Raw genomic sequence first — 18760 nt, forward strand, 5'->3', positions numbered from 1 at the left:
GTGACGCCACCCACGCATCGGATTGGGTCCGCTGTGAATCCTCCATCGACAGCAACCAGGCACACCGCAGTTTGCGCGGCACCGCCGCGAACCCCGAACGCGGTACCGGGCCGCAGTTCACCCGCGCACTCCCCGCCCCATCCGTAAAGTGCCCGTTATGGGGGCTTCGAGGATCTTAGTGGGGTTGACTGCGCTCGCACTCACCATGTCGGGGTGCGGTTCGTCGACCGAGTCCGACGACACCGCCGCGCCCACACCACCACCGACGATCTCAGGATTGGTAGAGCCGACCTGCCTGGCCGACAACCTCCTCGGATTCTCAGGTCTGCCCCAGACCACGCCCGCAGTCCCCGAGCCCATGCCGATCGCCCAGGACTTCGAGCCGGTCCGCGTCGTCACCTGCGAAGGCGCCTGGCACCGCTCGGAAGCTGTAGAAGTCGTCGACCACACTGTTCGCTGGACCGAGGAGCATTACGAAGGCGACATGGCTGCCGTGCTGGCCGGCTACCGACTGCCCTCCGAACCGCCGCCGGAGAACTGACCTGTCTGACCGACCAACAGACGCCACCGATCGTCTGGCTCATCGACGAGGACGGACTCGGCATGCGGCCAGCCGGGCTACCGACCGGCGAATGCGGTGCCTTCAAGTGGGATGCCATCTCCGCGATCCACGCACTTCCGCTCACCAAGCGGATCGTCCACCACATCCCACTGTCACCCATCATGGAAGCCCGCTTCAACGGCGAACCCGTCTGACGCTCGGTTTTACGAAAGGGACGAGACACACTGATGGCAATGCAGCCCGAATCCAAACGTAGTTTGCGGGAAGGCGCGTGCTCTGCCGTGCTCTCGGCACCTGTCGCGGCCGGCTTGACGGCCCTGGTGTGGCAGTTCCCCATAGCTGTCGCAGGCACCGCCGGCCACTCCATAGGGGCTGCACTCAGCGCGTCGATCACAATGGTCGCATTCATGACGTTGTTTTCGATTTTCGGCGGCGTGCTCGCGATCGGAATCGTGGGAGCCGGGGCCGGCTACCTCGCGCGGCGAGTCGGGTCGAAAGCGCCGCAGATTGCCGGGATCGCCGTCGGTTGTGCGTCGGCGGTGGTGGTTGCTGTCGCAGATGTCCTCCTGACGTGAGAAGCTCGCGCTAGCTCCAGCCCATCGAAAGGTCGGCGCACCGTCCCGATCGGCGCGGTCATCGTCGGCACCCTGGCGGTCGCATTCGGCCGCCATCTGGATGACGCTCCACTAGAACCGCCCGAAATCTTCTCCCGGCGCTGTGTCGACACGATCACTGCGCCAGATCTTCCACCCATGAATAATGCCGAACGCTGTTGTTACACAACCACTTCCGATATCCGTCGGCTTCGAGAGTGGCGACGTCGGTGAGCCAATAGGTCTCGTCGGGCGCCCAGCCTGCGATCACACTCGCCGTGTCGTCATCCACAGCGACGGGGGTGCCCGCCGCGGCGAGGTATCCCGCCACGGTGAGATGAACACCGTCGTACCGCTCGGCCACCCGCGGCCAGTCGGGGATGACCCATCGCCCTGTCCACCCCGTCGCGCGGTACCAGTCGTGTCGCTTCTGTGCAGTCACCTCCATGGGGAACTGCCTGCACAGCTGCGCCCACGACTGTGCTCCATCGACCTCGTACACGCGAACACCATCAGGGATGTCCATGGGCCGCGAGACGGCACGGTTCCATCCCATGCTGTCCTCGACGAACCACAGCCCTGCCGGGGTTCCGTCGAACAGCCTGCGGGTCGAACTTCGCGTTGGTGGTGTCGACCACCACCACCCGGACCAGTTCGCCGACGGATCCACGGGTCGATCGCGCGCTGCTCGCTCTTCCTCCTCGACAGTGCGAACGCGGTAGTCCCGCAACAATTCCGCAGCAGTCGGTGCAATGACGGCCGCGTCGAGAGAATCCGTGCCTTCATCGACCCAACCCACCAGCCACTGATCCCCCGCAACGAGACCTGTCGACCACCACTGCGCATGCGGAGACGACGCGACATGCTCTGCAATCCGTCGCAGCTCACCTCGCACGGACTCGGCGGCGAGAAGTACTTCCTTCCCGTCCGGCTCCTGCCAATACCACGCCGAATCCACCGACGCCTCCAGGGCAGAACGCAGCGCGGTCGCCGTCACCTCCGGAAGCGGCACCCGAGACAGGCGGTCCGCCACATCCTTCGCAGTGACGACGGTCCGCCGAGCCTCCTCCGCACCAGGTCCGAACAGGACCGTTCCGGTGCCCCGAGCGACGTCGACGCGATACGAGGCCCGGAACACGGCAGAATGGAGCGTGTCCCGCTGTGACTCGACGCCCACACATTGCTCCGCGTCCAACGCGTATTCGAGCAGCAACCGACGACCACGCGGACCCGCCAACAACGCTTCGACCGCACTCATCAACCCACCATTCCAGAACCCGACCCCCGACCCCGATAGTCCGCCACCAGCAGGCTAACCACGGCGGTAGGTTCCGTTCGACAGTCGGTCCTCTTTGATAGCTTCAGCCGCATGGGGAGTAAGGCGAGGGGGCTCGCGCAACAGGCAGCCGCACGCGAAGAGCAGTGCAATCAGTGGTGGAGGTACGCCGTCGAGTGCGCGCGACAGATCCGAGCCGGATCACCGCCACCGGCGATGGCAGTACACGGCCTCGTGCTGGGCCACGGCGAGGGGGCCATTGCCGAAGGAACTGCCGAGTATTCGCGGTACTGGGCTGGTGACGGCACCTACTACCGGACCTCGTCGTTCGCGATCGGCAGCCCCGCCTTCGTTGTCGGCAGCATCGCAGGCAGCATGATCGCCAATAGCCGCGCCAAGCATGCCGCCCAACGCGACGGCACGCTCATGTGGCGTGAGCACCAGCAAAGTCAGTTTCTTATCACCAACCACCGCGTATGGTGCCACACCGCGGCGAAGGGCTGGCTCAGCTTCCACTTCAACGCGGTCACCGAATTTCACCCCGATCTGTACGGATGGTCGCTGACCCTCGCGTTCGAAAACGCTGTACCGCTGAGACTCGCCGGGCCGGCCGCCCCCGCTCTCGCGCTCTGGTGCGGCCGCGGAATCCTCGGCGACCGCTGGGACACCGACCCCCGTCTGGCCCCGCTGCTCGCCTGACATCACTATCCACGAGGGCTCCACAGCAGCGAGGCAGAGCGGCCGGGCGCACTGGAACGAAGCCGTCGAGGCAGATGTCCAGCACCCCGATCGCCGGCCACACCCGACATCGAGTGTGAGGTCGACCCGTACGACGTGAATCCCGTCGACGAAACCGACGGGTGGAACCACGATCCCTTCCCGCTCTACACCCACGAACGCCCGATCAGACAAGGCAACAAACGCATCACCCAGATCCGCACACGCCCGCGGGGCACTAATTTGGGAAGGAACGCCGCTCGTAGGTCGGCAAGTGTGCGCGCCCAACCTCGAAAGCCCGGACAGCAGCGTGCGATACCGTCGGGTATGCCCTCGACTGCGCGGCACACGGACGGGCGGCCACCGCGAGCGGTGCTGGCCGTGTGCACAGCAGTGCTAGCGACGGGCATCGTCTTCGCAGTAGTCGACTGGTGGCCCGGCGCGGCCCATACGGCGGACGACCTCGCCAACGATCTGATCTTGACTACCCTCGGATTTCTATTTTTCCTCACCGGAACCGTTTGGGCAACCAAGACGTTCAACGTCGTCGTCCGCTACCGCCGATGGTCTTGGTGGATCGTCCCAGCCCCAGTAATCGTCGTCATGGCACTGCTACTGGCCTTGCTACTTCCAGCTCCGTCGTTTCACTCCGCGCGCTCCGACTTCGAGGCAGTGGTCACCACGATGCCGGAAGGGGACGCCCTCTGGGGTATCGACGTCGGCCCGTTCTCGATTTCTTCAGTCACGCGTCACCGAGACGGTGCGATCTACTTCGTGGACGAGGATCAGGTCTTCTGGCTGTCAACCGGAGGGTGGGTGTACTCCCCCACAGGTCAACCCACGGGCGACAAGTACTACGAGGAATTCGAAGCCACACACATCGATGGCCCCTGGTACGAATTCCGGGCCCACCTGCCGAACTGGTAGCGCGAGTCGGCACCCTGCTCGAGCGCAGGCGACGGTCCGGGCTGGCGCCGACGCGCTGTACGAACTGTCTTCGATGCCGCCCCTCGGGCGGACGGAACCCAGTTCGTCTGCTACACCCGACCCGACATTCTGAGCGCACACGCCCATACCGTATCGGCGTCTTCGATTGGCGACTTCTGCAACGACTGCCAAATCCGTTGTGCCACTTCAGCGGACGGGCGGTAGTCGAATCCCATCGCTTGCGTCAGGTCCCAGGTGTGGATGACGGTGTCGCTGACGTGTTTGTCGTAGACCGCGCAGGCGTCGAGGTCGACCCCGTCTATGCAGTAGCGCGATTCGGCAGAGGAAACAGACGCGAAACCATCCTCCGTCTGACGGGCCGTCCGACGGTACAACCGCTCGAACCCACCGCCGTAGAGATCTACCGAGGTGTCGAGGGTCGGCCTCCGCAATGCGTGGCCCTGGACGGGCACGTGTACTGGCTGATGCGTGAGGCCTGCGGCGACGACGAGATTTCGGTCGATGATGTGCAGGTACAGGTCGCCGACGTCCCGTGCGGGCACCGGCGTTGGTTGCCCGAGATCGCCTTGGGTGATCTCGGAGAGCCATCCTGCGAGGTCTTCGGTCACGGTGTGCAACATGGATACATCCATTGCGCGCCCCCTTCGGGCGAAGCCGAGACAGCGCACTCGACCGCTGTGGTCGAGGTGCTCCGACCGGCAATGTGTGAACTACCGTCGAATGTGCAGAGGACCAACTTGATCGTCTACCGCGGTAGATTAACTGATCCTCTACCACGGTAGACGACACTGAGGAGGGTGTCCATGACCGGTTCCGAGATCCCTGTGCGCGGCGAGCCCGACCTCGCTGCGCTCATGGCGCGGGTACTCCCTCGCTTGGCTGCCATGGAGGAGCCTCTGTTGCGCGATGCCGGGCTGTCGATGTGGGAGTACGCGATCTTGACCGAGGTCTCCTCGAGTGCGGCCATGTCTCAGGTGGAGCTCTCCCGCCGGACCCGCCGTGACCCCACTCGGCTGGGTCGACATCTGGACGCGTTGGTCTCGCGGGGGCTCGTCAGCCGCGAACGCTCCCGCGATCAACGTCAGCGCACTGTCGGCATCACCTCCGGGGGCCGCACACTGCTCGATGCGGTCCGCGGGAAGATCAGGGAAGCAGAGGACGAGCTCCTCCACGCAGTGCTGACGACGAGCGATGCTGCGATCCTGCGCGATATGCTCATTCGGCTCGCCACGGCCTGCGATTGACGCAAGGCACACCCTGGCGGCACGCCGGAAATCCCATTCCTCGCTCCACCGCACGGGCAGTCGCAGAGGTGAGGGTGAACTGATCCCCGAATTCCGTTCGTACCCTACGCGGCCAGCACCGACGCCGACCACGTCCAGCACGTCCCTCGCGCCACACGCGGCAACCGCCGTACTCGTGGGACCGTCAGACCTCAGACGGTAGAGCGAGACGCGCGCTGGCAACGGGAGTTGTCCAGACGACGCGCCTCGCTCTCCGTTCCGCGCAAGCTCGGCACCCGATCGGGAAGACGGGACTCGATCGAGGGAGGCTAGGGGAACGGACACGCTGATTTTCGGCCGTCGTGGTCAGTTCCGCATAGCCGACTGGCTCTCGGCGCGAGCCTGTGCCAGCGCATCAGCGGGGATCACGAGCGTAGGTCTGGTTGCGTGATGGAGCACGTTTGCGGACGTGCTGCCCAGGAGCGTCGCACGCAGGCCCCGAAGGCCGCGAGAGCCCAGCACGATCAGGTCGAGATCACGTTCTTCAGCCGCCTCGATGATGGCTTCCGACGCCGTGGCGACTGTCGAGGCGACGAGTGGCTCAGCCCGCAGTCCGTGCCGGCGTGCCAGCTCGGCGCCGTCGGCCGCGATTCGCTCGGATGCGTCCAGCGTTGCGGCGTCGAGGCCGTCGAGCTCTTCGAGGGCAGGGTGGCCCTGAAGATGTGCGGCGAAGCTTTCCATCGGTTGCCGGGCGTAGAACAGGACGGCTTCGGCACCCGCGAAGAGTGTGGCCGCGGCCTCAACGGCGCTCTTTGCGTTCGGGGAGCCGTCGTAGGCGATGAGAAGGCTTGGGGTGGACATGATGATTGTTCCTTCGTTCAGGTGCGGATGTCGGTGAGCTCGCGCTCTCGGTGGTGTCTGTGCGCGTCTGTCGGGAAGGACCGGACAAGTCACGGAGCGCACAGCAGGACCGCTAGACAGACAGTGTGTCGACGGTGTGGACCTCACGCTTGGTGCGGAAGAAGATCGGAACGAGCACCGCACCGACCAGCGCGATAACCCCAGCACCGATGAAGGCGGCCGAGTAGCCGTTCGTAAGCGCCGTGGGATCGTCGAGTTGGCTCGCGCCGAAGCCGGCCGCGACGGCGGAGACGATCGCGAGGCCGACCGCCGAGCCGATCTGGTAACTCGTATTCACGATTCCGGAGGCGAGTCCCCCCTCTGCCGGCGGCGCTGCGGAGATCGCAACCTGGAGCGACGGAATGAAAGCGAGCGCCTGCCCGAAGGCGACGACCAGGGAGGGCCCGAACGCGTCGACCCAGTACGTACCGTCGGGGCTGACGAAGGCCATCCAGCCAAGACCGACAGCCAAGATGACCAAGCCCAGCACGATCGGAACCTTCGGTCCGAACGCTGCGATGATGCGTGGCGCGAGGACAATCATCCCGAGCATGATGAGGATTGTCATCGGGAGGAGAGCAGCTCCCGCCGGGAAGGCGCTGAAACCGAGTACCTGCTGCAGGTACAGGTTCAAGAAGAACCACATCGGCACCCACGCGGCTCCGAGGAGCAACTGCGCCAGGTTCGCCGCACCGAGATTCGGCGAGCTGAAGATCGACAGACGCATCAGTGGCTCTCGCTTCACATTCTGCGAGACCAGGAACAGCACGAGGAGAACTCCCCCGATACCGATCGCCACCCAGGTCTGCGCGGAGTCCCATCCGGCAACTTCAGCGCGCACGATACCGAACACGAGTGCCGCGAGGCCGAGAGTCGCTGTGAGAGCGCCGATCACGTCGACCGAGCCACGAGCTCCGAGGGTTCCCCCCGGCAACGCCTTCCACATCACCAGCAGAACTACCACGGCGATCGGCACGTTGATGAAGAACACCCATGGCCACGATGCGAACTCGGTGATGAGACCTCCGAGGAAGACGCCCGCGGTGCCGCCGGCTGGTGCTGCCGCGCCATAGAGCGCCATCGCAGTCGTGAGCTCCTTCGGATCGGACCCGAAAAGCATCATCAGGAGCGTGAGCGCGGCCGGCGCAATGAGTGCAGATCCGCCTCCCTGCAGCACGCGGCCAATGAGCTCGACCGGCACGTTGCCGGCAGAACCGGCCACTAGTGATCCGATACCGAGGACCAGCCATCCGGTCGCGAACATTTTCCGGGGGCCGTAAAGGTCGGAGAGACGTCCGCCCAGCAAGAGCAGACCGCCGAGGGCGATGACGTAGGCGTTGAACACCCACGACAGCGAATTCGGTGTGAACCCGAGATCCGTCTGCATGCGGGGCAGTGCGACTCCGATGATCGACGCGTCCATGATCACCATGAACTGCGCCAGCGCGATGAGGGCAAGACCCCACCATCGCAAGCTACTTCGTGAGGTTGACGACGACATGTCGTGCTCCATTCGGGTAGAGGTGGGAACGGCAAGCTTGATTGCTGCTTACCCTAGGGGGGTAGGGTATCAATCGCAAGCGTTGGGAGACTACCCCTTTCGCTCAGCGTGCTCGACATCTGCCGCTGCCGACGGGTGGCGCCCCACCGGAACTGAGCCTTCGAGGGCCGCGGTGAGCGAACGACCGATCGGACCTTTCGACACGACTGAACGCCACAGTCGTTTTGAAATACACTGTGCGGAAAGGAATTACATTCCTCCGTCAGGCACCGATGGCGCGACGGGCGACCTTGGTCCACGGCAGGGAACGTGTCCCGCTTGGCACCCGGGAATCTCGCCTGACGACGCAGGATCGCGTGATCCATTCGGCCCAGCACCGGCACATGCCCCCCGTCCGCATACCCCTACCGGGTACGCGAACGATTGCGGTCCTGTGGAGCCGCGGACCGGAGCGCCGGTCACCGGGGGCGCGGCACATCAAAGGCGATCGGTTGGGCGAGGCGTCCGCTCCCCCAGCTCGGGCAGCCGCTGGAGCCGTAGTACATGCCTGCCGAGATCGTTGCTTCCCGACCTTCTGTCGCGCCGCAAGGTCGCCGGCTATTGCGTTTATCAGGCCCTGCATGGTGATGGAAAGCCCTGCGCTTGCGCCTATTCCGGCGCCAGGCCGGCGACGAGGTTAAACGCGCCGGTGAGGAAGTTGAGAGCCACGATGCCGACGACATCGGCAATCTCGCGGTTGCTGTAGCCGTGTCCCCGCAGTGCGGTGAATTGCTCGTCGGTGATGGCAGCCGGCTCTCGGTAGATCTGCATGGCCAGAGCGATGAGCGCGGCGGTGGCCGTGTCTGCGGATGTGCCGGCTTCGGCTCGTTCGATCTCCTGCGCATCGACACCCATCGAACGTGCGGCGTCGATGTGGGATTGGAGGCACAGTCGGCATCCGATCTGCGCTTGAAGTGCGATGGATATTCTCTCGCTGGTCTTGCGGTCGAGTTTGGCTCGCTTCATGGCGCGACTGAGCTGAAGATAGCCGCCCAGGACTGCCGGAGAGTGCGCCATGGTGGAGACCATGGCGCCCACCTGCCCGTGGCGGGCGACGAGATCGGCCAGCAGCTCTCGGGAGGCTCCGACGGCGGTGACCGGCGTGAGGTTGGGGAGGCGAGACATGACTGTCCTCGGGTTGTGGCGAATTCGATGAAGGCGTCCGATGGCTCGGGCCCTGACCTGCAGGGAGATTGTCAGGGCCCGAGCGCTACAAGAGGTGGCATGGCCACCAGGTGTCAGTTGGCGGCGATCCGATAACCCGCCTGTTCGACGGCGTTTCTGACGGCATCGTCACTGACGTTCTCAGCCCAGGTCACCGTGATGCTGCTCGTCGCCAGATCCACATCCACGTCTGTGATGTCCGGGATCTGCTCGACCCTGCTGGTGACCTTGCCTGCGCAACCTCCGCACGTCATTCCGATGACGCGGTAGGTACTTGTGGAGGACATGTGTGCTTCCTTTTCCTGTGGTGGTTACCGCCCGGTCGGGGGTGTCCGGGGGTATGTCGCCTGTCCGGCCCGGACCGAACGCCCACTGTGAACGGGCCAGGCCGAGTCGGGCAGGATCCATGGGTTCTCGCACGGTAGGGCACTACCGCCCGAGGAACTGTCGCCGGGCGGTCAGAGGTTGACCGGCTGCTGTTGCTGCCGGGCCCGTGCTTTTGTCGATACCGAATCTGTGTCGGTAAGGGTGTTGGCTGCCTTGAAATTGAGCAAGCCGGCTGCAGCCAGCGGAAGAGCACTTTCCCACGGCGCTTCCGACTCCGAAGGAGGCGGCGAGTACCGCGGCCACGGCCACGGCGAATCCGGTGAGTTTGACCGGGGTCCGCATCTACGGACTCCTTCCTTGTGGTGGTCGGTCGGCGACCTGCAAGCCGATCGCAGGGACCACTGTGTGGGTCTTCTTGTCGTTGAGGGGCGCCTCGCTGGTGGCCATCAGCACGGCGACGCCGCTCGTGCCCGAGGCTCCCGGCCGTTTCGGCAACCGATCTGGCGCGATTCATGCCTCTCACGCCGCTGGGGGTGATCAACGTCGATACCCCTTACCGGTATGCAGAAAACCAGGAGGAGTAGCGCGATTCAGGAACGGAGCAGCCGCGCTATGGCGTAAGAGGCTTCTTGAACCTTCTCCCCCGCCGTGTCGGCGCCGCGTACGGCAGCCTCGACCACGCAGTGGCCCAGGTGTTCTTCGAGAAGGCCGAGTGATACCACCTGCAGCGCCTTCGTCACCGCAGAAACTTGAGTGAGGATGTCGATGCAGTATTTCTCCTCATCCACCATTCGCTGCAACCCCCGTACCTGCCCCTCGATCCGGCGCAAGCGCTTGAGATAGTCATCCTTGCGGTGGATGTAACCGTGCTCCACATCGAGTTCGATGCTCTGCATTAGTGCCACCTTTCGGCTGACCTTCGGCCGCTCTTTCTCGACCCACTACCCCCCGGGGGTACCCGGTTGATGTCGGACACTATACCCCCGTAGGGTAGTAGGCAAGCCGGGCAGAAACCCCGCCTCGGCTGACGAGCTCATCCGCACTACTGAAGGGCCATCGGCATGACAGATCCCCGGAATTCCGCAGCCTCGACCCCGGAGCCACCCCAGGTAACGGTCAAGACCGTCGACAACGGGCCCCTTCAAGTCAAGGGCCCCATCCAGGTGGTCGACCACAGCGGAACGATCTACGAGCTGGGAAGCCGGCGCACCGTCTTCCTTTGCCGCTGCGGCGCATCCGCGTCAAAACCCTTCTGCGATGGCGCCCACGCGAAGACAGGGTTCCACGCCACAGAACGCGCTCAACCCCAGCGCTGAGCGCTGCGCCCACAGGCAAGTCAAGACACGAAGGGAAGGACTCGTCATGCCCCCCATCTCCGGTTTCCGCTTCGCATTGGCCTCGGCGTATCGATCGCCCGCCGCACGCCGTGTTGTGCGCTGTGTTCTCGGCTGCGCGGCCGCGGTGATTTCCGACGCGGACAGCCGCTCCCGACCGAGAACGACCGACCGAGCCGCACAGGCGGCACGGTGTCGATGATTCGCACCACTGGGCGAAACTGTGCACAGCGCATACCGGCCTGCATGAACAAGGAGGCACTGCACGCGCCCACGGAAAAGAACGCTACCGCCGCGGTGGACGACAGTGTGCTTGTCTGCGCCCGACGACTGTACGAACGAAGCTCGGGGAGCGACGGCACCCAGCGAAAGCTGCACCTCCGGCGCACGATCTTTGAAGTTGGCTGCCCTACAGAGTTTTCGGTCATTTGACTAGAACAGGCGTGGCGGCTGGTCGATAGTGTTTGCTCGCATCGGCGAAGTGGAGCGCCGGAGGGGGCTGCACCACCATCGTGCGCTCGACCCGACCGGGTGCTGGTGCTGCGCGACGGGGGCGTAGAGACTCTGAAGTGACGCCTCGAGTCTGCTGATCGAACCTGGATAGGGGTGTGCCCCGGCGTCCGGGACGGACTGCCGGGGCACTGTACGGGCGTCAAGGGGACCGCCCCCCCCGCTCGCCGCGCCGGGGCATCTGGGGGATCACGAAATCCGCGCGGTCGCTTCTGCGGGGCGGCGCTGAGTGTAGCCACATGCTCCGCCACACGAAATGCGTTGCGGATCAGGCGATCACTCATTCAGGACCGACCACTTCGCCAGGCGCGACCCGTAACAGCGTCGGCTGGGGATCGACGTTCGGGCAGAGCGAGCCTGGGAGTTCGTAGCGCCAGGGGGCACTCATTGGTCCCGTACGACCAGGACCAGCAAGGTTGTCGGAACTGGTCAGCTCACGCGGGGGGGTCGACCTCGTAGGCTCCGACGTTGTAGATGTCGGAGACGGTCTCGATGGAGTTCTTGCCGGCCGGTGAGGGGGTTCCGGCGCGAAGGTTGACGGCCCAGTCGAGGAGGCCACCGCCGCATCCTTCGGGGCCGGGGACGGCAAAGGTGTCGTCCTCGTGCGGAATGGCGCGGAAGACGGCGCCGGGGTGGTCGCCGATGGCCTCGGCGTCGTTACCGGTCTGGTTCGGTGTACGCAGGGCGAAGTTGATCGGCTTGTCGGCCGACCCGATGTAGCAGTGGTCTCCAAGCAGCGGGTTGGACAGCTTGAGGCGCACCGGCAGGTCGAGCGAGAAGGTGAACAGGTCGACCTTCGGGGTGCCCAGGGCTTCGACTTCCGCGGTGATCTGGGTGAGGCCGAGTGGGGTGTCGATGCCGAGTGCGCCGCCGGGGACATCGATGGGGTTGGCGGTGACGCCGTGATTCGTGCCGGGGGCGGGTACGAACACCTGGTCGAAGCTGCCGTCATCCTTGAATTCGTACTTGAGGCCGCCGGCGATTTTCAGGCTGCCGTCGGGCAGGGGGACGGTGAGATTGCCGATCTTGACCGAGCCGTCCCGCACGAGCACTGTCGCGCAGGTGGCCACGTCGGGGTCGGCGATCGGGCAGGTGTCCCAGCCGTCGAAGGTCAGCGGGTCGGGTTCGACGGGGCCGGTGGAGCCCAATGACCCGAGCGATCCGGTCGAGCCCGTGGACGCTGAAGAGCCGGTGGAGCCGACCGATCCGGGCGAGTCCGCTGCTCCGGCAACGCCACTGGTGAGCAGCGTGATGGCGGCGGTGGCGGCGGCAAGTGGTGCCAGCCGGGTGACGAAGGATGAGCGTGTCATGTCAAGAGCACCTTGTCGTTCTCGTGAGTGGTCGTGTCAGGAGCGAATGGCAGGGCGATATGGACGGACGAAGTGGTGGAGGGGCCGGCCACCGGCTTGCGGCGGGGAGCTCTGCGGGCAGTCCGCCCGGCAGAGGTCGGCGCGGTTATGCCTGCGTAGGAACGTCGTAGGCCCCGACGTTGTAAATGTCGGAGACGGTGTCAATGGCGTTGGAGCCGCTGGCGGACGGGGTGCCCGTGCGCAGATTGACAGCCCAGTTCAGGCTGCCGAGCGCGCCGCATCCGGTGGCTCCGGGCACGGCAAAGGTGCGGTCATTGTGGGGAATCGCCCGAAAGACGGCGCCGGGATGGTTGCCGATGGCTTCGGCGTCGTTGCCGTTCTGGTTCGGGGTCTCGAGGTTGAGCCGAATCGGGTTCGCAGACGTGCCGATGTAGCAGTTGTTGCCCAGCAACGCATTCGAGAGCTTCATGCGCACCGGAAGCTTCAGGTTGAAGGTGAACAGGTCGATAGTCGGTGTCTCGACCGGTTCGAGGGTCACGGTGACCGAGGACAGGCCCAGTGGTCCTTCGAAGCCGAAGACTCCGCCGGGGACGCTGATCGGATTGGAGACCACGCCTTTCCGGGTTCCCGGCGCCGGCACGAAGACCTGACTGAAGCTGCCGTCGTCACCGAAGACGTACTTGACGCCGCCCGCAATCTTCAACGCGCCGTCCGACAACGGCACCGACAGGGATCCGATAGTGGCGGTTCCGGAGCGCACCAGCACTGTCGCGCAGGTGGCTACGTCCGGGTCACCCACGGGACAGGTGCCCCAATCGTCGAAGGTGAACGGCGCGGAGGTCGGAGTTCCGGTGGAGCCGGTTGCTGCTTGAGCGGTGGCCAATCCTGATCCGAAGAGGGACAGGGCCGCGGCGGCCGCCGCTACGGGAATGAGTCGGGATAACGAGCGAATTTTCATGACGCTCCTTGGGTGCGGGCCCGCGCCCGCGCGAGGGTGATTACAGCCAGGTGTGTTGTCAATAACAATCTGGGGTAGTGTGACGTACATTACTAACAAACCGGCTGGAACGTATCTGAACGAAAAAGTTCCGCTCCGCGCGGTCTGCAGCGCTCGCTCAGCGGGTCGCCACATCGAGAGCTGGTTATGGCTCGGCGTTCGGCACGTTCGCCGGCGCTGACACGGGGAGGATCAGGCCGCTGCCGGTCTTGAACGCAGCCCCATTATCTCGGCGAGCCGTAGTCGCTCTGGGAGAGGCGAACGTCGGTCCGGTCGACGGCCTGGCGGGTGGTGCCGACTGCCTCCAACATGTCGAGCAGGGTGGCCGGATCGTTCGAGAAGTGCGTGCTGCCGTGGGATCCGTAGGCGAATTTTAGGTAGTCGGCCAGAACGCCCCTTTGCCTCGAAGCCCACAAAAACCGGCCATTCCAGGGCTCCGCTCCGGAGGATCCATCTCCTCGGAGGTGTCGACGCCGGCACGGGATGCCCCGAGTTCGGGCTGGCCGCCTACCGCTTCTCTTTTTCGCCCCCGGATCCAATCCGAAAGCAACACCTAACGATGTATCACGACCGGGTGCCTCTGGACCCACAAGTGTGAAACACCCACGCAGCTATGGCGATATCCTTCTAGGAACGGCGTAGTCGCGTCCCTGGCTGCCCTCGAAGGCTCCGAACACGTGCAAACATCTTCATCGGTTACTTCAACACCCCGCGCGTCGCTGTCGTCTGCAAGGCCCATCTTCTCTAAGGAACTCCGATCCTGCGCTCCTCCCGCCCCAACATCGCAACGACACCCCTTCGCAAGTACGCGCCTCGTCCTGTCCTTCACCCCCGAGTGCGGAAGAAGTTTTCCCGGGCGGGCCTCCAGGCCAGACGCATCTTGTCCTGGGCGACGCTCGTGGTGGTATGTGCAGCCCTCGCCTTGGTCGTGCTCGTCCCGGCAGCGACGGGCTCCACGCCGTACACGGTGCTCTCGGGTTCGATGAACCCGACATACAAGCCAGGGAGCGTAGTCGTGGTACGCGAGCAACAGGTGGAATCTCTCCAAGTCGGTGATCCCATCACCTTCGAATGGGACGCAGGAAGTCCGACACTCGTCACGCACCGGATTGTGCGAATCGGGCGCACCCGGGAGGGCGAACTCCGGTTCACCACACAAGGCGACGCCAACCCCTCCCCCGACACGAAAACAGTCGCTGCCAAACAGGTCCGCGGGAAGGTCTGGTACGCGGTGCCGTACGGCGGTTACCTCAAAACCGTGCTGGGGGGCGCCTTGCTGATCTACGCGGCGGTCATGCTCGCCGGCTCAGCACGCGACACCGCACGACTCCCCCGAAGAGGTCGACGAGATACCGAACCGCGACAGGCCGAAGCATGACGATCCGGTGCAGACCATCGCGCCGCGCCCGATCAGCGACAGTGCGCGAGCGCGAGTTCTGCTGCCACGTCCGCGGTTTCGAGTGCGAGTTGAAAATCGTCCAGAACGGCGTCTGGAACCAGTTGACGCAAATCGATCTGGTCGGCACTGACAGGTGCTTGTCAGTCCTCTCGCTCCGTGACCGGTCGCGCCGGCCTGGCCACACGTTTTCCGTCAGGAACACGCACAGAACCGCCCACGTTCGGCGATCCGTTGCGCTCGACGCCGAGAGCACGATGCCGGCTGTCCTCGCGGAGGGCATGGGAGAGAAAAGGCGACGGGCCGAGTGGAAGTTACCGCCTATCGCACAACCGACCGTTTGACACGGAAGCACCGGCATCATTTAATAAGCCTGCCCTCAGCAGGGCAGGCTTACCTTATTTCATGGTGCCCGTCGGGAGACCCCGGCGCCGCGCACAATGTCGAACCCACGCCGCACCGTCGGGGCAGCGCGGCGTCCACACTCGAAGGGACCCAACATGGGCGTTTCACGCAAGCTGGCCGGTGCCGGAGTCGTTGCCGGACTCTCCGCACTCGCTCTCGTCACCAGCCCCGCGCTCTCCTCGGCTCAGGTCACCGGTAGTCCGACCGTGACGGTGTCCGGCTCGACGATCACCTCCACGGTCACCGGCCTGAAGACCACCCTCCCGTTCAACTACTGCGAGGGCTACGTGTACCGCGGCGACGCCACCGTCTTCGACAGGAGCACCAAGGTAGGCGAGTACCCCATCGCGGGGCCGAGTCTGGTGAAGGACCAGATCCTCACCGGCGCCTCGGGTTCGGGCACCTCGGCGGCGTTGCCCATCGGCGAGTACTGGGTGTTCACCAAGTGCAAGGAAATCGGCGACACCGCGTACCAGGTCGTCGGCCAGCCCGTGCGGGTGGCGGTCACCGAGGAGGATCCGGCTGCCGTTCCCGGGCTCGGTAGCGTCGAGGACTTCTTCCGTGACGTTCTCAACGGCGTCCTCAGCCAGTTCGGCAGCTGACCTGCAGGTTTCGTGATACCGGGTGCGGTCGGCGGGCGTCAGCCCGCTGACCGCACCCGGCGTCGTCGGCGGTTGTCGCCGCACACCGTCGGGCACGCCTGTATCGACGCCTACCGCCAGACAAACGACCGACGAGTCGGACGATCCGACCAGGCTTCGGATTCGTTGCACGACTCCGCCTTCGGTTGGCCCCGGTATCGACGCCGATCTCCAGGGATGCGCCGTCGAGGGGTCCGCCCCCAGGCCGAAGGCGCCCGCCGGCGCGGCACCGACGCTGACGCGCAACCCACGCGGTACCCCCGATTCGCGGCACCCGGGCCGCCGACGAGGATCGAGAACAGCGTTACGAACACGACCACGGACGTCGACGCGCCGATCGCGGAAGCGTCGACTGGTCGAGGCCTTCGGGGCGGCGGGTCCGACAGACGAGACGGCGGGTTCCGCACAGTGTGCGCGGAACCCGCCGTGGCAGGGACCGGGAGTCGCTGCAGCCCTCAGGACTCCGCACGGTCCAGCAGTATTGACAGCCCCAACTATAGGGAAGCCTGCCCTAATTGATCAACCCCTTCGTCAGCATGCCGTCGCCAGCAGGGCCCGGGTGCGGACCGGAACGCCCGCGGCCTCGAAGGCATCGAGCAGGTCCTGCCCGCGGCGGGCGGCGACCGACCGGGACGAACCGGCGCGAATCGGCACGTACGTGGCGGCACCGAGGACCGCGTCGGCGACGAGGGAGGCGAAGCGCACCGAGTCGAGGTGCGCGGTGGCGTCGAGCGCCCGGCGGATGGCCGCCAGGGATGTGAGGCACCGGTGGGCAGTCCACACCGCCAGGGCCCGCTCACAGGGCAACGTCACGACGTCCCGGCGATCGGCGAGGGCGTCGTCGGGCAACACCCGCAGCCGGCCGTCGGCCACGCCGGCCCAGTCGATGCCGTTGTCGTTGTCCATGTGGATCCACAGATTGTCGACGCCCGGATCCCACGCCCGCCCCTCGAGCACGACCAGCGCGGCCACCCGCCCCACGACGGCATGTACGAGCGCCGCCGCGACCTGGGTGATCGCGGCGTCGGGCGAGCGCAGGTCCTCGAGCAGGCGGGCGTACATCTGCCCCACACGGTCCCGGGGCGCGCCGGCCGGCAGTCCCTCGTCGCGGGCGCACGCGGCGATCGGCCACCAGCGCCGCTTGCCCTGTTCCGCCATCGTGGCGACGGCGTAGACCCGCGGATAGTCCGGCACGATCGCCCGGAGCCGGCTACACGCGTGCGTCAGGGAAGTCTCGGTCGTGCTGCAGTGGGCGGGTGCGGTCACCGGCATCGTGCCTCCATCGAACGTCTGAACTCCTACGAACAAGCGTAGGCTAGCCTAACTACTCGCAAACTGATCGGTTTGCGTGCCGCAGAGCGGATACTGCCGTCGCCCCTTCGGTTAGGCTTCCGTAACCTGAGGCTCGACAGCGTTTGCTTTCCCTAGGAGCAGCCCAGCAGTGACGACGACACGCCTCCCGGACTCGGATCCGGACGCGTCGGGGCACCCGCACCCGCCCGGCGACTACGCGAAGGAAGTGGTCCCCCAGGGGCCCGCGCCCCGATATCTGCGCGTCCTCGCGAATCTGGTCGACATCGGCGTCGTGGCACTGCCGCTCGTGATCGGCTGGTATCTCGTGGACTCGCTCGCGGATGCCCGCGGCGGCGGGGAGGCCGATCGTGCGGTGTTCGGCGGCGCAGCCGTCGTGATCGCCGTCGGCCTGTTCGTGTGGAACCGCGGGTTCCGCGAGGGCCGGGGCGGCACGACCGTCGGCAAGGGCTGGTTCGGGCTCGTGACCCGCGACGCGGAGACCGCCGCCCCGATCGGTGTGCGCCGGGCACTGCGCCGGTGGCGGGGCCACGACATCGAGGTCGTCCGCGAGTCCACCGCCCGGGCGGACGGTTTCGAGCCCATCGCCTCCGACACGTCGCTGGCGGCAGTGCGGCGGCGGCGGCTGCTGGGACTCGCCGCGCTCACGCTGCTGCTGCTGCTCGTGCTGTTCGCCAGCGTGGCCGTCGGCGCCCGCCCCCTCTCGTTCGGCGAGGTCTTCCACGCGCTCTTCCAGGCCACCGGCAGCGAGACCGACATCATCGTGCGCACGCTCCGCATTCCGCGCACGCTGCTCGGTCTCGTGGTCGGCATCGCGCTCGGCGTCGCCGGCGCACTGATCCAGGGCCACACCCGCAACCCGCTGGCCGATGCCGGCCTCCTCGGTCTCAATGCCGGCGCGGCGTTCTTCGTCGTGCTGGCGATCTACACGCTCGGGCTCACCTCGCCGGGCGAGTACCTGTGGTTCGCGTTCGCCGGTTCGGCGGCCGCGTCGATCGTGGTGTTCGGACTGTCCTCGATCGGCAACGGCAAGGCCAGCCCGCTCAGTCTGGCGCTGGCGGGTGCGGCCGTCGCGTTCTTCCTGCAGGCGATGACCAACGCGGTGGTGATCGTGGACCAGACCAGCCTCGACGGCTACCGGTTCTGGGTGGTCGGCTCGGTGTCCGGCCGCGGCATCGACATCTTCTGGCAGGTGCTGCCGTTCCTGGTGCTGGGGCTGGTGATCGCCGTCGCGAGCACCCCCAGCCTGAATGTGATCAGCCTCGGTGAGGACGTCGCCCGCTCGCTCGGCACCAACGTCGCGCTGTCGCGCACCATCGGCATCGTCGCGATCACCCTGCTCACCGGCGCGGCCACCGCCGCGTGCGGGCCGATCGCGTTCGTCGGCCTGGTGGTGCCGCACGTCGCCCGCGCCATCACCGGACCCGACTACCGCTGGCTCGTCCCCTATGCCGGGCTGCTCGGCGGTCTCATGCTGGTGATGTCCGACGTCATCGGCCGCGTCGTGGTGCGCCCCGGTGAGCTGCAGGTCGGCATCGTGCTGGCCGTCGTCGGTGCCCCGTTCTTCATCGCGCTCGTGCGGCGCAGGAAGCTGGCGAGCCTGTGA

General features: G+C 65.8%; 20 protein-coding genes. 10 read left to right on the plus strand and 10 right to left on the minus strand.

Annotated features, from left to right (window positions below; genetic code table 11):
• Window positions 1-184: 184 nt before the first annotated feature.
• The 3 genes from E7742_RS23475 to E7742_RS07970 all read left to right on the plus strand — a co-directional run bounded on the left by E7742_RS23475 (window position 185) and on the right by E7742_RS07970 (window position 1137).
• Window positions 185-541, plus strand: a complete 357-nt coding sequence (locus tag E7742_RS23475) for a hypothetical protein (protein WP_254699201.1) — start codon at window positions 185-187, stop codon at window positions 539-541.
• A 62-nt stretch (window positions 542-603) separates the two neighbouring features.
• A complete protein-coding gene (locus E7742_RS23480) occupies window positions 604-756 on the plus strand; it encodes a hypothetical protein (RefSeq protein WP_254699202.1) in 153 nt (50 codons plus the stop codon).
• 39 nt (window positions 757-795) lie between these two features.
• Window positions 796-1137 (plus strand): hypothetical protein, encoded by a 342-nt coding sequence (locus E7742_RS07970; RefSeq protein WP_137798460.1) that lies wholly within the window; start codon window positions 796-798, stop codon window positions 1135-1137.
• A 154-nt stretch (window positions 1138-1291) separates the two neighbouring features.
• Here E7742_RS07970 and E7742_RS07975 read toward each other — a convergent pair whose 3' ends face one another.
• A complete protein-coding gene (locus tag E7742_RS07975) occupies window positions 1292-2413 on the minus strand; it encodes a hypothetical protein (RefSeq protein WP_175420435.1) in 1122 nt (373 codons plus the stop codon).
• Window positions 2414-2647: 234 nt separating this feature from the next.
• Between E7742_RS07975 and E7742_RS07980 the strand changes: the two genes are divergently transcribed.
• Window positions 2648-3130: a hypothetical protein gene (locus E7742_RS07980; protein WP_137798461.1), complete on the plus strand. Its 483-nt coding sequence runs from the start codon at window positions 2648-2650 to the stop codon at window positions 3128-3130.
• Between the two features lie 399 nt (window positions 3131-3529).
• Window positions 3530-4075, plus strand: coding sequence for a hypothetical protein (locus tag E7742_RS07985; protein WP_137798462.1), 546 nt, complete (start codon window positions 3530-3532; stop codon window positions 4073-4075).
• A gap of 110 nt (window positions 4076-4185) precedes the next feature.
• On the opposite strand, the gene E7742_RS07990 is transcribed toward E7742_RS07985, so the two are convergent.
• A complete protein-coding gene (locus tag E7742_RS07990; protein ID WP_137798463.1) occupies window positions 4186-4716 on the minus strand; it encodes a maleylpyruvate isomerase N-terminal domain-containing protein in 531 nt (176 codons plus the stop codon).
• Between the two features lie 183 nt (window positions 4717-4899).
• Between E7742_RS07990 and E7742_RS07995 the strand changes: the two genes are divergently transcribed.
• Entirely contained in the window at window positions 4900-5340 is a 441-nt protein-coding gene (locus E7742_RS07995) for a MarR family winged helix-turn-helix transcriptional regulator (protein ID WP_137798464.1), read from the plus strand.
• A gap of 345 nt (window positions 5341-5685) precedes the next feature.
• Here the strand turns inward: E7742_RS07995 and E7742_RS08000 are convergent, their stop codons facing one another.
• The 5 genes from E7742_RS08000 to E7742_RS08020 all read right to left on the minus strand — a co-directional run bounded on the left by E7742_RS08000 (window position 5686) and on the right by E7742_RS08020 (window position 10146).
• Entirely contained in the window at window positions 5686-6180 is a 495-nt protein-coding gene (locus tag E7742_RS08000; RefSeq protein ID WP_137798465.1) for a universal stress protein, read from the minus strand.
• 112 nt (window positions 6181-6292) lie between these two features.
• The gene (locus tag E7742_RS08005) at window positions 6293-7720 is read right to left on the minus strand and encodes an MFS transporter (RefSeq protein WP_137798466.1); all 1428 of its coding nucleotides are present in this window, start codon (window positions 7718-7720) and stop codon (window positions 6293-6295) included.
• Between the two features lie 648 nt (window positions 7721-8368).
• Window positions 8369-8884: a carboxymuconolactone decarboxylase family protein gene (locus E7742_RS08010; protein ID WP_137798467.1), complete on the minus strand. Its 516-nt coding sequence runs from the start codon at window positions 8882-8884 to the stop codon at window positions 8369-8371.
• 113 nt (window positions 8885-8997) lie between these two features.
• On the minus strand, window positions 8998-9210 hold the full coding sequence (locus tag E7742_RS08015; protein ID WP_137798468.1) for a heavy-metal-associated domain-containing protein: 213 nt from the start codon (window positions 9208-9210) through the stop codon (window positions 8998-9000).
• A gap of 630 nt (window positions 9211-9840) precedes the next feature.
• Window positions 9841-10146 (minus strand): metal-sensitive transcriptional regulator, encoded by a 306-nt coding sequence (locus E7742_RS08020; protein WP_137798469.1) that lies wholly within the window; start codon window positions 10144-10146, stop codon window positions 9841-9843.
• Between the two features lie 165 nt (window positions 10147-10311).
• Here E7742_RS08020 and E7742_RS23735 point away from each other — a divergent pair, with 165 nt between their 5' ends.
• Complete coding sequence (locus E7742_RS23735) at window positions 10312-10566, plus strand: CDGSH iron-sulfur domain-containing protein (RefSeq protein WP_137798470.1); 255 nt, start codon at window positions 10312-10314, stop codon at window positions 10564-10566.
• Between the two features lie 962 nt (window positions 10567-11528).
• Here E7742_RS23735 and E7742_RS08030 read toward each other — a convergent pair.
• The gene (locus E7742_RS08030) at window positions 11529-12242 is read right to left on the minus strand and encodes a hypothetical protein (RefSeq protein ID WP_368076958.1); all 714 of its coding nucleotides are present in this window, start codon (window positions 12240-12242) and stop codon (window positions 11529-11531) included.
• Window positions 12243-12549: 307 nt separating this feature from the next.
• The gene (locus tag E7742_RS08035) at window positions 12550-13362 is read right to left on the minus strand and encodes a hypothetical protein (RefSeq protein ID WP_137798472.1); all 813 of its coding nucleotides are present in this window, start codon (window positions 13360-13362) and stop codon (window positions 12550-12552) included.
• Between the two features lie 874 nt (window positions 13363-14236).
• Between E7742_RS08035 and E7742_RS08040 the strand changes: the two genes are divergently transcribed.
• Together E7742_RS08040 and E7742_RS08045 are read left to right on the plus strand one after the other, a co-directional pair.
• Window positions 14237-14779, plus strand: coding sequence for a signal peptidase I (locus tag E7742_RS08040; RefSeq protein WP_175420436.1), 543 nt, complete (start codon window positions 14237-14239; stop codon window positions 14777-14779).
• A 518-nt stretch (window positions 14780-15297) separates the two neighbouring features.
• Window positions 15298-15804 (plus strand): hypothetical protein, encoded by a 507-nt coding sequence (locus tag E7742_RS08045; protein WP_137798474.1) that lies wholly within the window; start codon window positions 15298-15300, stop codon window positions 15802-15804.
• Between the two features lie 570 nt (window positions 15805-16374).
• On the opposite strand, the gene E7742_RS08050 is transcribed toward E7742_RS08045, so the two are convergent.
• Window positions 16375-17115: a hypothetical protein gene (locus tag E7742_RS08050; protein ID WP_137798475.1), complete on the minus strand. Its 741-nt coding sequence runs from the start codon at window positions 17113-17115 to the stop codon at window positions 16375-16377.
• Between the two features lie 169 nt (window positions 17116-17284).
• Between E7742_RS08050 and E7742_RS08055 the strand changes: the two genes are divergently transcribed.
• Window positions 17285-18760 carry an iron chelate uptake ABC transporter family permease subunit gene (locus E7742_RS08055; RefSeq protein ID WP_137798476.1) on the plus strand — a complete coding sequence of 492 codons (1476 nt, stop codon included), beginning with the start codon at window positions 17285-17287 and terminating at the stop codon, window positions 18758-18760.

Source organism: Rhodococcus sp. SGAir0479 (genome assembly GCF_005484805.1).
In the GTDB taxonomy this organism is placed as follows: domain Bacteria; phylum Actinomycetota; class Actinomycetes; order Mycobacteriales; family Mycobacteriaceae; genus Prescottella.